This window comes from Acidovorax radicis, from assembly GCF_020510705.1.
GTDB lineage: Bacteria > Pseudomonadota > Gammaproteobacteria > Burkholderiales > Burkholderiaceae_C > Acidovorax > Acidovorax radicis_A.
Genome location: NZ_CP075184.1, coordinates 4,924,141 through 4,937,662 on the forward strand (window position 1 = coordinate 4,924,141; position 13,522 = coordinate 4,937,662).

Here is a 13,522-nt window from a genome sequence, read left to right on the forward strand (position 1 = left end):
TCCTTCTTGAAACGTTGTTGCACGGTGCCGCCGCCTACTTGTGGCTGCCGCCGGAGGAATACCCGCCAAACGAGCCGCCCGAACTGCGGTAGCCACCGCCCGATGAGCCCGAGCAATTGCTCAGGATGATGAGCAGGATGATGATGATGATCGCAATCAGGATGATGGTGCCGCAGCCCAGGCCCGACTTGGCCACAAACGGGCCGGGGTCGTCGCGCTGCAGCACGTCCTTCTTGTCGTCAAGCTTGAAGGCCTTGATCACGGTATCGCTGGCGAGCTTGTCGCCAGCGGACCAGGTGATCTCGTTCGGGCTTTGCTCCATCGACAGCAGGCCCTTGCTGCTGGCAAAGTCGCGGTTGGTGGTCTTCTGGCCGCGCGTGACCTGCCAGTAGAACTCGCCCAGCACATAGGTGGTCTCGGCCTCGTAGGTGTACTTGAGGTCGTACTTGGTGCCCATGTAGGTGGCAGTGCGCCCGGTGGCCGCCATCTGCGGCGCGCCGGTGGTGGGGCGCACCATGCTCCAGCCTTCTTCGGAATCGACCAGAAAGGCAAAGCCGCGCTTTTGGTTGTAGAGCAGGTATTCGCTCCAGCCAAAGTGTTCGTCATCGCCGGGCTCCACGCCCATGCGGTGCTGAAAGCCCACCACCTGCCAGGCCACGCCCTGCAACTGCCCCTTGCTGCCCAGCGGGATGAGCGGCTGCACAGGTTCGTCCTGCTCGGCCGAGCGCAGCTCGCCGCCCACGCCACTGTCCAGGCTGATGATGCTGGCGCACGAGCCGCAGGTGATGCTCTTGGAAGTGGACAGCTGCATCTGCACCGGTGCACCGCAGTGCGGGCAGTTGAACTGCCGGCCTTTTTCGTCCTTGGCCGATTCGTCCTTGAGGCCCTGCAGCTGCAGGTCTTCGAGCAGCACGGCGCGGCCGCGCTCCACATTGGGCGGGGTGTGGCCGTAGTCGATGCTGACCACTTCGCCGTCGGCGCTGCGCAGCTCGACCATGCCAAAGGGCTGGCCCAGCGGCGGTAGTTTGGGCAGCTCGCCCTGGGCCGAGATCAGCTGTGCCTGGCCGGTGTAGGCCACGCTGTAGGGTTTGCCGTTGATGGCCGTGGTGGTGCCGATGCGAAAGCGCTCGGCCTCGGGCATTTCGCGGCCGAGGTCGATGGGTCGGGTGAAGACATAGGCACCGTTGTCCTCGCCCAGCGTGGCCAGGGTGCCGTCATTCAGGAAGGCTGCCCATTCGGTCCACACGCCCGCATCGCCCTTGTACTGCAGGCGGCCGATGAGGGTGAAGGGAACGTCCTTGCCGTCGAGCTGAATACGCCCGCTGGCCATGAGCTGCAACGGGCTGTGGTCGTCGAACAGCTCGGCCATCTTGCCCAGGCGCGTGAGCACCTCGCCGCTGCGCACCACGGTGCTCTGGCAATAGCCGCAGACGGCGTGTGTGGACTGCGCGCTGCGAAACTCCACCGGCGCGCCGCAGCCGGGGCAGGGCGCGCGGTAATAACGCTGCGTGGGCGGTGTGGGTTCGGTGGCCATCGTGTCGTGGTGCTGCCTGCGCCGCATTGCGCGGTTTGAAGCCCTTTAAAGCCTTTTTGGCCTCTAGCGCTTATCCCTCAAGCGCATGCAGCTATTTTTATGATAGCAACCGGATTCAGACCAGCTTCTTGAGCAGTTCGGCCTTCTTGGCGTCGAACTCTTCCTGCGTGAGGATGCCCTTGGACTTGAGCTCGCCCAGCTTCTCCAGCGTGGCCATCACGTCCTCGGGCTTCACGCCCACCGCTGCGGCGGCTGCAGCAGGTGCGGCCTGTGCAGCGGCAGCGCCACCTTGCAAGCCCTGCTGCAGGTTCTGCGCCAGCACCTGGCCCAGGGCCACACCGGCGCCCAGGCCCATGGCGTCGCCCGCAATGCCACCACCGCCGCCCGCGCCTTCGGCAAACTTGGGGATGGCCTGCGCCGTCTGGTACTGCATGAACTTGCCCATGTCGTTGCCGACCATGCCCATGCCGATCTTCTGGTCGAGGATCTTTTGCAGCTCTTCGGGCAGCGAGACGTTCTGCACCGTGAGGTTTTCGATCAGCAGGCCCAGCTTGGCAAAAACCGGCGCCAGCTCTTTGGTCAGCGCATCGGCAAACATGACCTGGTTGGCCGCCAGATCCAGGAACGGCAGACCGCTGCCCGCAATGGCGTTGCTGATGTTCTGCAGCACCAGACCGCGCAGCTGGCCTTCCAGGTCGGCCACGGGGTACATCTCGCGCGTGCCCGAGATCTCGGTGTGAAACAGCTTGGGGTCGGCGATGCGGAACGCATAGTTGCCAAACGCGCGCAGGCGCACGGCGCCGAAGTCCTTGTCACGGATCGTGATGGGCTGGGGCGTGCCCCACTTTTGGTCGATCTGCTGGCGCGTGCTGAAGAAGTACACGTCGCTCTTGAAGGGGGACTCGAAGAGCTTGTCCCAGTTCTTCAGGTACGTGAGCACCGGCAGCGTCTGCGTGGTGAGCTTATAGGTGCCGGGCGTGAACACGTCGGCCACCTGGCCTTCGTTGACGAAGATGGCCATCTGCGACTCGCGCACCACCAGCGTGCCGCCGTTCTGGATTTCCATGTCGCGCATGGGGAAGCGCCATGCCAATTTGCCATCCCCTTCTTCGGTCCACTGGATGATGTCAATGAACTGTTTCTTGATGAAGTCCATGAGGGCCATGTGTGCTCCCGGGTGTTGTGATGAGGGGTTGATGAGAGCGGCCATCATAGCAACGGGGTTTTGCACATCGCCGCTTTTTTTGCCCTCGCGCGTGAACCCGTTCACACTCACGCACGGCCTGGCCCGCTGCAGACACAGGCCGCTCCAGGGGCATGCGGGCGGCGGCTATGCGAGCGTTAGGCAGAATCGATTGGGATTTTTATTGAGAATGGATATCATTTATCAACGCCTGTCGCACCGCGCCGGGCTTTACAGAAACCAGGAGCCCACCACCATGTCCCGCATTCGCCAGGTTGCCCGCCAGAACCAATCCATGCTGATGAAAACCGGCAGCTACTACCTGATCCATATCTGTGTGGCCGCCCTGGTGGCCTATGCCGTGACCGGCAACCTGTGGGCCTCGCTCACCCTGAGCTTGCTGGAGCCGACCGTGCAAGCCGTGGCCTTCTTCTTCCATGAGAAAGCGTGGGATCGCGCCGCTCGGCACAAGGCAGGCACCGCAGGTGGCGTTGGCCATGTTGCCAACGCCGCGGCTGCACAGCCCGCCACAACCACGCTGCAAGGCGCCTGAGCCCCTTTCTTTTCTTTCTTCCACACCGAAAGGACCATCACCATGTACACCATTCCCTTGCGCAGCCGCTCTGCCACAGGCCTGGCTTTTCAACGCTGGCTGGTGCACCGCCTGGCCACGTTGGGCTCTGCCCATTGAGCGATCGATCCAAAGCGCCAACAAAAATGCCCCGGCCAGCGGGGCATGGTGTGGGCCTGGTGGCACCTGGACTGCAGGCCTTCGTCAGACGTTCGTCAGGCCTTCTCAAGCCGTCACATCCAGCAGCGAGCCCATCATTTCGTCCTGCGTCTTGATGGTCTGCAGGTTGGCCTTGAACGCGTAGGTGGCAGACATCTGCTCCACCGCCTCCTGCTCCAGCGCCACGCCCTGGCTGTCCTGCTCGCGCTGCACCGTGGCGCGCACACCGGCGCTTTCAGCCACTTCTTCTTGGGCAACCACCTCGCGGCGGTAACCCTGCGTGTTGATGTTGGCCACATTGTTGGCCGACGCATCGAGCCGCAACTGCGCGGCCTGAAGGCCGGAACTGCCAATCGAGGAAATGCTGGCCATGGGGGCGCTCCTGTGTCACACAATGTTGCAAAGACACGGATTGTCCGCCGCGCCGCGGCCTCTGGCAAGCCGTAGCCTCGCAATGCCCCTGTCACTGGCCGGGCCGGTGTGCCACTTCCAGGCACTGCGCAAACGCCTGGGCCGCCCGGGCCGGGGCGGGCGAGCGGCGCATGAGGCTCACGAACTGGCAGCTGTAGTGGAACAGCGCGGGGTTCACGGCCTGCATGCGGCCCTGGCGCTCGAACGCCTCGGCGTAGTGGTCGGGCAAAAACCCCAGAAAGCGCCCCGACAGGATCAGCGTGGCGATGGATTCCTGGTCAAACCCCGTGGCCGCGCGCGAGAGCCTCGCCTGGTGGCTCAGCTCCATGTTGGGCGAGTGGTAGCCCAGGCCCGCAAACTGGTAGCTGCGCACCGCACGCCAGTCGGCCGGGGGAACAGAGGCGCCAAACAGGGGATGCCCTGCGCCGCAGTACAGCAGCATGGTTTCTGCAAACAGGTCGGCGTAGGCTAGGCTTTGCGAGCTGCGGTGCGCCGGGATGATGCCCACCTGGTAGCTGCCATCGATCACGCCGCGCTCAATGGCGTTGATGGAGCCCACATGCAGCTGCAGTTGCACATCGGGCGCCTGGGCGGTGAAGGCGGCAATCGCCTGGCCAATGCGCGCAGCCGGGTTGCTGGCGGTTTTGTCAAACACCGCCACGGCCAGTTGCCCGCCCATGCGCGAATGGATGTCGTCGATGCTGTCACGAAAACTGCGCACCGAGGCCAGCAGGCGCAGGGTTTCTTCATACACCCGCTGCCCTTCGGCCGTGAGCGCAAACCCCGCCCGCCCCCGGCGGCACAGCGTCAGGCCCAGCCGCGTTTCCAGGTCCTTCATGTGGCGGCTCACCGTGCTGGTGCCGATGTTCAGCTCCAGCTCGGCCGCCGCCATGCCGCCGCATTCGGCCACGCTCTTGAACACCTGCAGCAGGCGCAGATCCATGTCGCTGAGCTGGCCCAGCACGGCGCGGTGTTTGCCCGAGGCAGAGGGCGAGGAGGTGGAGGGGGGTTGAGAGGCGGTTTTTACTTGCATAAATTGTCAAGTAAACATTGATATTGGATTATTGGAGAGATTAACACCCGCCCTAACAATGGCACCTTCGGCCCGCCTGTCCGGGCCCGATCGATTGCCCACCATTTGCACTTGCCAGGAGAACGCCATGAGCTTCGCCGTCATCGACCCCAATCCCGCAGCCGCCGTGCGCACCGACGCCGCATGGCTTGATGCCCACTGGATGCCCTTCACTGGCAACCGCAACTTCAAAGCCAAGCCGCGCATGATCGTGAGCGGCCAGGGCGCCTATTACACCGACGCAGAGGGCCGCAAGATTTTTGACGGCCTCTCGGGCCTGTGGTGTTCGGGCCTGGGCCATGGCCGCAAGGAAGTTGCCGAGGCCATTGGCCGCGCCGCCGCCACGCTGGATTACTCCCCCGCGTTCCAGTTCGGCCACCCCGCTTCGTTTGCCCTGGCCAACAAGGTCAAGGAGCTGACACCTGCGGGCCTCGATTACGTGTTCTTCACCGGCTCGGGCTCTGAATCGGCCGACACCTCGCTGAAGATGGCCCGCGCCTACTGGCGTGCCAAGGGCCAGGGCACCAAGACCCGCCTCATCGGCCGCGAGAAGGGCTACCACGGCGTGAACTACGGCGGCATCTCGGTGGGCGGCATCATGGGCAACCGCAAGACCTTCGGCCAGGGCATCGAGGCCGACCACATCCCGCACACCCAGCCGCCAGCCGGCACCTTCCAGAAGGGCATGGTCGAAGAAGGCGGCCGTGCGTTGGCCGACAAGTTGCTGGAGGTGATCGCGCTGCACGACGCATCGAACATCGCCGCCGTCATCGTCGAGCCCTTCTCGGGATCGGCCGGTGTGGTGATCCCGCCCAAGGGCTACCTGGAGCGCATCCGCGAGATCTGCACGCAGAACAACATCCTGCTGATCTTTGATGAAGTCATCACCGGCTTTGGCCGCTGCGGCGCCTGGACGGGGGCCGAAGCCTTCGGCGTGACGCCCGACATCCTGAACTTCGCCAAGCAGGTGACCAACGGCGCCCAGCCGCTGGGCGGCGTGATCGCCACCAAGGAGATCTACGACACCTTCATCAACCAGGGCGGGCCCGAGTACATGCTCGAATTCCCACACGGCTACACCTACTCGGCCCACCCTGTGGCCTGCGCGGCCGGCAATGCGGTGCTCGACATTCTGCAAAAGGAAGACATGCCCGGCCGTGTGAAGGCCCTGGCGCCGTACTTCGAAAACGCAGTGCACGGCCTGAAAACAGCCAAGCATGTGGCCGACATCCGCAACTATGGCCTGGCCGCCGGCATCACCATCAGCGCGCTGCCCGGCGAGCCTGCCAAGCGCCCGTACGAGATCGCGATGAACTGCTGGGAGAAGGGCTTTTACGTGCGCTACGGCGGCGACACCATCCAGCTCGCGCCCCCGTTCATCAGCACCGAGGCCGAAATCGATCGCATGGTGAGCGCACTGGGCGACGCCCTGCAAGAAACGGCTTGATTCCGCAGCCCTGCCCATCCATGCGCATTGCCATCCTCACCTTCGACGCCTTCAACGACCTCGATTCGCTGGTGGCGTTTGGCATGCTCAACCGCATCGCCTTGCTGGGCGACACGAACTGGCAGGTGCGCATTGCCAGCCCCACGCCGCGCGTCACGTCCATGAACGGCCTGACCATCGACGCGCACGAGGACCTCAGCCAATTGGCTGAGGCCGACGCAGTGCTGGTGGGCAGCGGCATGAAGACGCGCGAGGTGGCCAACACCCCGGCGCTGATGGACCAGCTGCGTGTGCTGAACCCCGCACGCCAGCTGCTGGCGGCACAGTGCTCCGGCACCTACTTGCTGGGCCGCCTGGGCCTGCTGGGCGGCACGCCCGCCTGTACCGACCTGACCAGCAAGCCCTGGGTGGTGGAGTCCGGTGTGGATATCGTGCCGCGCGCGTTTGCGGCCCACGGCAACGTGGCCACGGCGGGCGGGTGCCTGGCGTCGCAGTACCTGGTGGCGTGGCTGATCGCGCGCCTCAAGGGGCTGGACGCCGCGCGCGAGGTGCTGCACTACTTTGCCCCGGTGGGCGAAAAGCAGGCGTTCATCGACCGGGCTTTCGGGCACGTGCTGCCCACGCTGGAGACCCAGGCTGTTACGGCTTGAATACTATTAATTTGATAGCTTATAGTGCTTATTAGACAAGCGTTAGAGGCACTTTTTACTCGAAATCACCATGAACCACGACAAGAACGTCACCACCACCGTCGGCCACCTGATCGACGGCAAGCTCGTTGCAGACACCGAGCGCACGCAGCCTGTGTTCAACCCCGCCACCGGTCAGTCCACCACCAGCGTGGCGCTGGCGAGCAAGGCCACGGTGGAAGCCGCCATCGCCTCTGCCGAGGCGGCCTTCCCCGCCTGGCGCAACACGCCGCCTTTGAAGCGTGCGCGCGTGATGAGCAAGCTGAAGGTGCTGCTCGAAGAAAACGCCGACAAGATCGCCGCCCTGATCACCGCCGAGCACGGCAAGGTGCTGTCCGATGCGCACGGCGAGCTGCAGCGCGGCATCGAGAACGTGGAATACGCCAGCTACGCACCCGAGCTGCTCAAGGGTGAGCACAGCCGCAACGTGGGCCCGAACATCGATTCGTGGAGCGAATTCCAGGCGCTGGGTGTCACCGCAGGCATCACGCCGTTCAACTTCCCGGCCATGGTGCCGCTGTGGATGTGGCCCATGGCCGTGGCCTGCGGCAACACCTTTGTGCTCAAGCCGTCCGAGCGCGACCCCAGCAGCACGCTGTTCATTGCCCAGCTGGCGCTGGAAGCGGGCTTGCCGCCCGGCGTGCTCAACGTCGTCAACGGCGACAAGCTGGCCGTGGACACCCTGCTGCGCGATCCACGTGTCAAAGCCGTGAGCTTTGTCGGCTCCACCCCCATTGCCGAATACATCTACGCCGAAGGCTGCAAACACGGTAAACGCGTGCAGGCCCTGGGTGGCGCCAAGAACCACGCCGTGCTGATGCCCGACGCCGATGTGGGCAACGCCGTCAGCGCGCTGATGGGCGCGGCGTATGGATCGTGCGGCGAGCGCTGCATGGCCATTCCGCTGCTGGTGGCCGTGGGCGACGCAGTGGGCGACGCAGTGATTGCCGGCCTGAAGACCGAGATCGCCAAGATGAAGGTCGGCCCCGGCACGGACAACAGCAACGACATGGGCCCGCTGGTGACCAAGCCGCACTTCGAAAAAGTGAAGGCCTATGTGGACAGCGGCGTGGCCGAAGGCGCCACGCTGGTGGTGGATGGCCGCGCAGTCAAGGTCGCCGGCCATGAGGAAGGCTACTTTCTGGGCGCGTGCCTGTTCGACAACGTCAAGCCCGGCATGAAGATCTACCAGGAAGAAATCTTCGGCCCCGTGCTGGGCGTGGTGCGCGTGAAGACGCTGCAAGAGGCCATGGACCTCATCAATGCGCACGAATATGGCAACGGCACCTGCATCTTCACCCGCGACGGCGAGGCGGCCCGCTACTTCACCGACCACATCCAGGTCGGCATGGTGGGCGTGAACGTGCCCCTGCCCGTGCCCGTGGCCTACCACTCGTTCGGCGGCTGGAAGCGCAGCCTGTTCGGCGACCTGCACGCCTACGGCCCCGACGCCGTGCGCTTTTACACCAAGCGCAAGACCATCACGCAGCGCTGGCCCTCGGCCGGCGTGCGCGAGGGGGCGGTGTTCAGCTTTCCGAGCAGCCGCTGAGTCATTGATGTCTGACCGCTGCTTACGCAGTCTCTTCTGATTAACGCCCCACAGCCCCAGCGGTTGTGGGGCGTTTGTTTTGCACCGCGCGGTGATTGGTATGCATAAGGTCATCACAGATCCACCTGGGTAAGCAGATTCTCTTACTAGGGTTTTTACCGCCCTCGTCCTACAATCGCAGACCCTTACAAAGCTGACAGCCCGCTGCAGACCCGCTGGAGCACGGTTTTCGCACCCACCCCTGAGTTGGAGACACTGAATGCCCGAGAACACCACGGCCCAGAACAACAACAACCCCGACAAACGCGCCCAGTTGCGCCGTGCCGCTCTCGAATATCACGAGTTTCCCAAGCCCGGCAAGATCGCCATCGCCGCCACCAAGCAGATGCTGAACCAGCATGACCTGGCGTTGGCCTATTCGCCGGGCGTGGCCGCGCCTTGCGAAGAAATTGTCAAAGACCCCAACGCCGCGTTCAAATACACCGCCCGAGGCAATCTGGTGGGAGTTGTCACCAACGGCACGGCCGTGCTGGGCCTCGGCGACATCGGGCCACTGGCCGGCAAGCCGGTGATGGAAGGCAAGGCCGTCCTGTTCAAGAAGTTCTCGGGCATCGATGTGTTTGACATCGAGATCAACGAGAAGGACCCCGAGAAGCTGGTGGAGATCATCGCCAGCCTGGAGCCCACCTTTGGCGGCATCAACCTTGAAGACATCAAGGCGCCTGACTGCTTCTACATCGAGCGCAAGCTGCGCGAGCGCATGAAGATCCCGGTCTTCCACGATGACCAGCACGGCACGGCCATCACGGTGGGCGCTGCCATCCTCAATGGGCTCAAGGTGGCGGGCAAGGACCCGAAAAAAATCAAGCTCGTGACCTCGGGCGCCGGTGCTGCGGCCCTAGCCTGCCTGGGCCTGCTGGTCAAGCTGGGCATTCCGCGCGAGAACATCTGGGTAACCGACCTGGCGGGCGTGGTCTATGAAGGCCGCACCGAGTTGATGGACGAGGACAAGATCCAGTTCGCGCAAAAGACCTCGGCGCGCACGCTGGGCGAAGTCATCGCAGATGCCGACGTCTTTCTGGGCCTGTCGGCGGGCGGCGTGCTCAAGCAGGACATGGTGGCCAAGATGGCCGTGCGTCCGCTGATCTTTGCCCTGGCCAACCCCAACCCCGAAATCCAGCCCGAGGACGTGAAGGCGGTGCGTGACGACGCCATCATGGCCACGGGCCGGTCGGACTACCCGAACCAGGTCAACAACGTTCTGTGCTTCCCCTACATCTTCCGCGGGGCACTCGACAGCGGCGCGACCACCATCACGATGGAGATGGAAATCGCTGCTGTGCACGCGATTGCCGAGCTGGCGCAGGCGGAGCAAAGCGAAGTGGTGGCGGCCGCCTATGTGGGCGAGCCCCTGGCGTTTGGCCCCGAGTACCTGATCCCCAAGCCCTTTGACCCGCGCCTCATGATGATGATCGCGCCGGCCGTGGCCCAGGCCGCCGCAGACAGCGGCGTGGCCCTGCGCCCCATCGCGGACATGGACGCCTACCGGGACCACCTGCAGACGTTTGTCTACGCCTCGGGCACGACCATGAAGCCCATCTTCACCGCCGCCAAGGCCGCCGTGAAGAAGCGCGTGGCCTATGCCGAGGGCGAAGAAGAACGCGTGCTGCGCGCCGCCCAGATCGTCGTGGACGAAAAGATCGCACGCCCCACGCTGATTGGCCGCCCGGCCATCATTGCCGAACGCATCGAGAAGTTCGGCCTGCGCCTGCGCGAAGGGGTGGACTACGACATCGTCAACGTCGAGCAGGACCACCGCTATCGTGACTTCTGGCAGACCTACCACCGCATGACCGAGCGCAAAGGTGTAACGGTGTCGATCGCCAAGATCGAGATGCGCCGCCGCCTCGCCCTGATTGGATCGATGCTGCTGCACAAGGGCGAGGTCGATGGCCTGATCGTCGGCACCTGGGGCCACACGGCGCTGCACCTGAACTACATCGACCAGGTGATTGGCAAGCGCGCGGGGGTCAACACCTACGCCTGCATGAACGGCCTGCTGCTGCCTGACCGCCAGGTGTTCCTGGTGGACACGCACGTGAACTACGACCCCACGGCCGAGCAGTTGGCCGAGATCACGGTGATGGCCGCCGAGGAGATGATGCGGTTTGGCATCAAGCCCAAGGCGGCGCTGCTATCGCACTCCAACTTCGGCAGCAGCAACCAGCCCAGCGCAGTCAAGATGCGCCAGACGCTGGAGCTGCTGCGCATACAAGCCCCCTGGCTCGAAGTGGACGGCGAAATGCACGGCGACGTGGCGCTGGACGGCAAGGCGCGCGCGGCGATCATGCCCCACAGCGATCTCATCGGCGACGCCAACCTGCTGGTTCTGCCCAACATCGATGCCGCCAATATTTCCTACAACCTGCTCAAGACGGCAGCGGGCGGCAACATCGCCATTGGCCCCGTGTTGCTGGGTGCCTCGCAGCCGGTGCATATCCTGACAGCCAGTACCACCGTGCGCCGCATTGTCAATATGACAGCCCTCACCGTGGCAGACGCCAACGCGTCACGATAGGCTCAAAGTCAATAGCTAGCGCTAACTTATAGCGCTAGCTATTCCTTCATTTGCCTGCTCAATCTTTGGGCAAACGCTTGCTTTTTGAGGGCTGTTGAGTCACACTAGCGGCTCGAAATTTCGGGTTAACCCGTAGTTTCTGAAAGGTTCGTTGATGCTGAAGGCTGTAGCCACCCGGGCGCGAAAAGCAGGGGTTTTGTGGGTTCTGGGTGTTGCGTTCATTTTGTGCCCGGTAGCAGGGCACGCCCGCAAACCTCCGTCTTCTAGCGGGGCGCCCGCCTCGATCGCTTTGTCCGAGTTACCGCCTCAAGGGCGCACAACGTATGCGTTGATCCGTGAAGGCGGGCCATTCCCGCATGACAAGGACGGATCGGTTTTTGGCAATCGCGAGCGGATATTGCCCGCCCAAAAGCGGGGCTATTACCGCGAGTACACCGTCAGAACACCAGGATCGCGCGACCGGGGAGCCCGGCGCATCGTATGTGGAGGCAAGCCCCGGGTTCCGGACGCGTGCTACTACACCGGCGACCACTACGCCAGTTTTCGCGAGATCGTCGAATGACCCCCGATGCGGTGCACACAGACCAGCACACAACTGGCCGCACACACCGTGCCCCATTGATTCCCCCACTCGCAGGCTGCATTCCGCAGCCTTGCGAAAAGCCAGAGTTTTGTGGACTTTATAAAGAAAGAGTAGCGGAGATGCAGACGCCACTTCGTAAAGACCTGGAAACGCCACTGCGTGGCGTTCGCAACAACATCGTGCAGTCCATTCGCGCTTTTCGCGTGCAGGACCTGCAGGACGCGGCCACCGCCCTGGGTCATCATTTCTTGTACGCCAACCTGGCCCATGCACAGTCCAAACAGGACGTACTGGACCTGATTGCCGGGCAATTCACCTTTCCGGCGCATTTCGGAAAGAACTTCGATGCGTTGTATGACTGCATGACAGACCCCCTGCATAAATCGGGCCCACAGCCTGGTTTCATCGTGGTGCTGGAGCAGATTCCTGCCACGGGCAAGTTCGACAAGGAAGCGCGCGAGCAACTGCTCGACATCTTCCGCGACGCGGCGGACTACTGGGCTGATCGCAAGATTCCGTTCCGGTGTTTCTATTCTTTTCTGTAGCCCGTTCTGCATCCACAAGCCAAGCAGAACGGGCGAACGAGGCTACCGACACCAAAGGCGTCGAGGGCATCGACATCGGTGGTGATCCTGCCGAAAAAATGCCCACCGACAAATTGGTTGATGTGTCTCCGATGGCGCTGCGCATGAGCAGCCCCTTCAACTCGGGGTATTGGCTCAGCGCCGCCTGAATTCGGCACATCCCCCTCAGGCGCTGTACCGCTCGGTGCTGGCCGCCTGAGGCGGCAGCTCAGTTCTTCGGGCTGTCCAAGCCTGCGCAGGCAGGCTTGGAGCCGCAGCCCTCAGCCCCTTCTCTCGCCTGGGCTGCGTCAGTTGCTAGCGACTGTTAGTTAAATTGAGCTCTAGCGCTTATCCACAAAGCGCTAAATGCTATAAATTTATGAGCACACTTGTGCCAGCGCCACAAACTCGCTCACCGGCACTTCTTCGGCGCGGCGCTGGGTGTCGAAGTGGCCGGCAAACTGACGGGCTTCGAGCCAGCGGCCTAGCGTGTGGCGCAGCAGCTTGCGGCGTTGGCTGAAGGCGACCTGCACCAGCTCTTCCAGCAGCGGCATCGACAAAGGCGCAGGCTCCGCGTGCGGCACCATGCGCACCACGGCACTGTCCACGCGCGGGGGTGGGTCAAAGCTCTCGGGGGGCACGAACAACACGTTTTCCATCGCGTAGCGCCACTGCAGCATGACCGACAGGCGCCCGTAGTCGCTGGTGGCGGGCCGGGCCACCATGCGGTCGATCACTTCCTTTTGCAGCATGAAGTGCTGGTCCTGGATCACCTGCACGTGGTCCAGCAAATGGAACAGGATGGGCGTGGAGATGTTGTAGGGCAGATTGCCCACCACCCGCAGCCGCAGGCCGGGCTGCCCCGCCTTGTCGCGCATCGCTTGCGCCAGCGCCGTGAAGTCAACCTTGAGCACGTCCGACTCGATCACGTCGAGTTGCCCATGCAGCCGCAGGCGCAACGCCAGATCGCGATCGAGCTCGATGACCGTCAACCGCCCCACGCGCTCGACCAGCGGCTGCGTGAGGGCCGCCAGGCCTGGTCCGATCTCGACCATCGGATCACCCGGCTGCGGCGCTATGGCCAGCACGATGTCCTGAATGATGCCCTTGTCAGCCAGAAAGTGCTGCCCAAAACGCTTGCGTGGAATGTGTTTCAAACAGCGCTCCGATGAATGACGTGTGC

12 protein-coding genes are annotated in these 13,522 nt (G+C 63.5%); 7 read left to right on the forward strand and 5 right to left on the reverse strand.

Translation table 11 applies throughout. The features are described 5' to 3' along the window. Window positions 1-34: 34 nt before the first annotated feature. Together KI609_RS22550 and KI609_RS22555 are read right to left on the reverse strand one after the other, a co-directional pair. Entirely contained in the window at window positions 35-1,534 is a 1,500-nt protein-coding gene (locus KI609_RS22550) for a DUF4178 domain-containing protein (protein ID WP_226445751.1), read from the reverse strand. Window positions 1,535-1,649: 115 nt separating this feature from the next. Further along, entirely contained in the window at window positions 1,650-2,699 is a 1,050-nt protein-coding gene (locus tag KI609_RS22555; protein WP_226445752.1) for an SPFH domain-containing protein, read from the reverse strand. A gap of 274 nt (window positions 2,700-2,973) precedes the next feature. Between KI609_RS22555 and KI609_RS22560 the strand changes: the two genes are divergently transcribed. Then, window positions 2,974-3,270, forward strand: a complete 297-nt coding sequence (locus tag KI609_RS22560; protein ID WP_226445753.1) for a DUF2061 domain-containing protein — start codon at window positions 2,974-2,976, stop codon at window positions 3,268-3,270. A gap of 243 nt (window positions 3,271-3,513) precedes the next feature. On the opposite strand, the gene KI609_RS22565 is transcribed toward KI609_RS22560, so the two are convergent. Together KI609_RS22565 and KI609_RS22570 are read right to left on the reverse strand one after the other, a co-directional pair. Beyond that, on the reverse strand, window positions 3,514-3,819 hold the full coding sequence (locus KI609_RS22565) for a flagellar basal body protein (RefSeq protein WP_226445754.1): 306 nt from the start codon (window positions 3,817-3,819) through the stop codon (window positions 3,514-3,516). Window positions 3,820-3,910: 91 nt separating this feature from the next. Next, on the reverse strand, window positions 3,911-4,891 hold the full coding sequence (locus KI609_RS22570) for a LysR family transcriptional regulator (protein WP_413463354.1): 981 nt from the start codon (window positions 4,889-4,891) through the stop codon (window positions 3,911-3,913). Between the two features lie 127 nt (window positions 4,892-5,018). Here KI609_RS22570 and KI609_RS22575 point away from each other — a divergent pair, with 127 nt between their 5' ends. The 6 genes from KI609_RS22575 to KI609_RS22600 all read left to right on the forward strand — a co-directional run bounded on the left by KI609_RS22575 (window position 5,019) and on the right by KI609_RS22600 (window position 12,321). Further along, the gene (locus tag KI609_RS22575) at window positions 5,019-6,377 is read left to right on the forward strand and encodes an aspartate aminotransferase family protein (protein ID WP_226445755.1); all 1,359 of its coding nucleotides are present in this window, start codon (window positions 5,019-5,021) and stop codon (window positions 6,375-6,377) included. A gap of 20 nt (window positions 6,378-6,397) precedes the next feature. Beyond that, window positions 6,398-7,027 (forward strand): DJ-1/PfpI family protein, encoded by a 630-nt coding sequence (locus KI609_RS22580; RefSeq protein ID WP_226445756.1) that lies wholly within the window; start codon window positions 6,398-6,400, stop codon window positions 7,025-7,027. Window positions 7,028-7,097: 70 nt separating this feature from the next. Continuing rightward, complete coding sequence (locus KI609_RS22585) at window positions 7,098-8,615, forward strand: CoA-acylating methylmalonate-semialdehyde dehydrogenase (protein ID WP_226445757.1); 1,518 nt, start codon at window positions 7,098-7,100, stop codon at window positions 8,613-8,615. A gap of 259 nt (window positions 8,616-8,874) precedes the next feature. Beyond that, window positions 8,875-11,193, forward strand: a complete 2,319-nt coding sequence (locus tag KI609_RS22590) for an NADP-dependent malic enzyme (protein WP_226445758.1) — start codon at window positions 8,875-8,877, stop codon at window positions 11,191-11,193. 154 nt (window positions 11,194-11,347) lie between these two features. Next, a complete protein-coding gene (locus KI609_RS22595; protein ID WP_226445759.1) occupies window positions 11,348-11,755 on the forward strand; it encodes a ribonuclease in 408 nt (135 codons plus the stop codon). Between the two features lie 140 nt (window positions 11,756-11,895). Next, window positions 11,896-12,321: a barstar family protein gene (locus KI609_RS22600; RefSeq protein WP_226445760.1), complete on the forward strand. Its 426-nt coding sequence runs from the start codon at window positions 11,896-11,898 to the stop codon at window positions 12,319-12,321. Between the two features lie 395 nt (window positions 12,322-12,716). Here the strand turns inward: KI609_RS22600 and rsmA are convergent, their stop codons facing one another. Next, on the reverse strand, window positions 12,717-13,496 hold the full coding sequence (gene rsmA, locus KI609_RS22605; RefSeq protein ID WP_226445761.1) for a 16S rRNA (adenine(1518)-N(6)/adenine(1519)-N(6))-dimethyltransferase RsmA: 780 nt from the start codon (window positions 13,494-13,496) through the stop codon (window positions 12,717-12,719). Window positions 13,497-13,522: the final 26 nt, after the last annotated feature.

Coding starts and splice junctions, on each gene's coding strand:
- KI609_RS22550 (WP_226445751.1), bottom strand. CDS start 1,534: ATGGCCACCGAACCCACACCGCCCACGCAGCGTTATTACCGCGCGCCC.
- KI609_RS22565 (WP_226445754.1), bottom strand. CDS start 3,819: ATGGCCAGCATTTCCTCGATTGGCAGTTCCGGCCTTCAGGCCGCGCAG.
- KI609_RS22570 (WP_413463354.1), bottom strand. CDS start 4,891: ATGCAAGTAAAAACCGCCTCTCAACCCCCCTCCACCTCCTCGCCCTCT.
- KI609_RS22580 (WP_226445756.1), top strand. CDS start 6,398: ATGCGCATTGCCATCCTCACCTTCGACGCCTTCAACGACCTCGATTCG.
- KI609_RS22560 (WP_226445753.1), top strand. CDS start 2,974: ATGTCCCGCATTCGCCAGGTTGCCCGCCAGAACCAATCCATGCTGATG.
- KI609_RS22590 (WP_226445758.1), top strand. CDS start 8,875: ATGCCCGAGAACACCACGGCCCAGAACAACAACAACCCCGACAAACGC.
- KI609_RS22585 (WP_226445757.1), top strand. CDS start 7,098: ATGAACCACGACAAGAACGTCACCACCACCGTCGGCCACCTGATCGAC.
- KI609_RS22595 (WP_226445759.1), top strand. CDS start 11,348: ATGCTGAAGGCTGTAGCCACCCGGGCGCGAAAAGCAGGGGTTTTGTGG.
- KI609_RS22575 (WP_226445755.1), top strand. CDS start 5,019: ATGAGCTTCGCCGTCATCGACCCCAATCCCGCAGCCGCCGTGCGCACC.
- KI609_RS22600 (WP_226445760.1), top strand. CDS start 11,896: ATGCAGACGCCACTTCGTAAAGACCTGGAAACGCCACTGCGTGGCGTT.
- KI609_RS22555 (WP_226445752.1), bottom strand. CDS start 2,699: ATGGCCCTCATGGACTTCATCAAGAAACAGTTCATTGACATCATCCAG.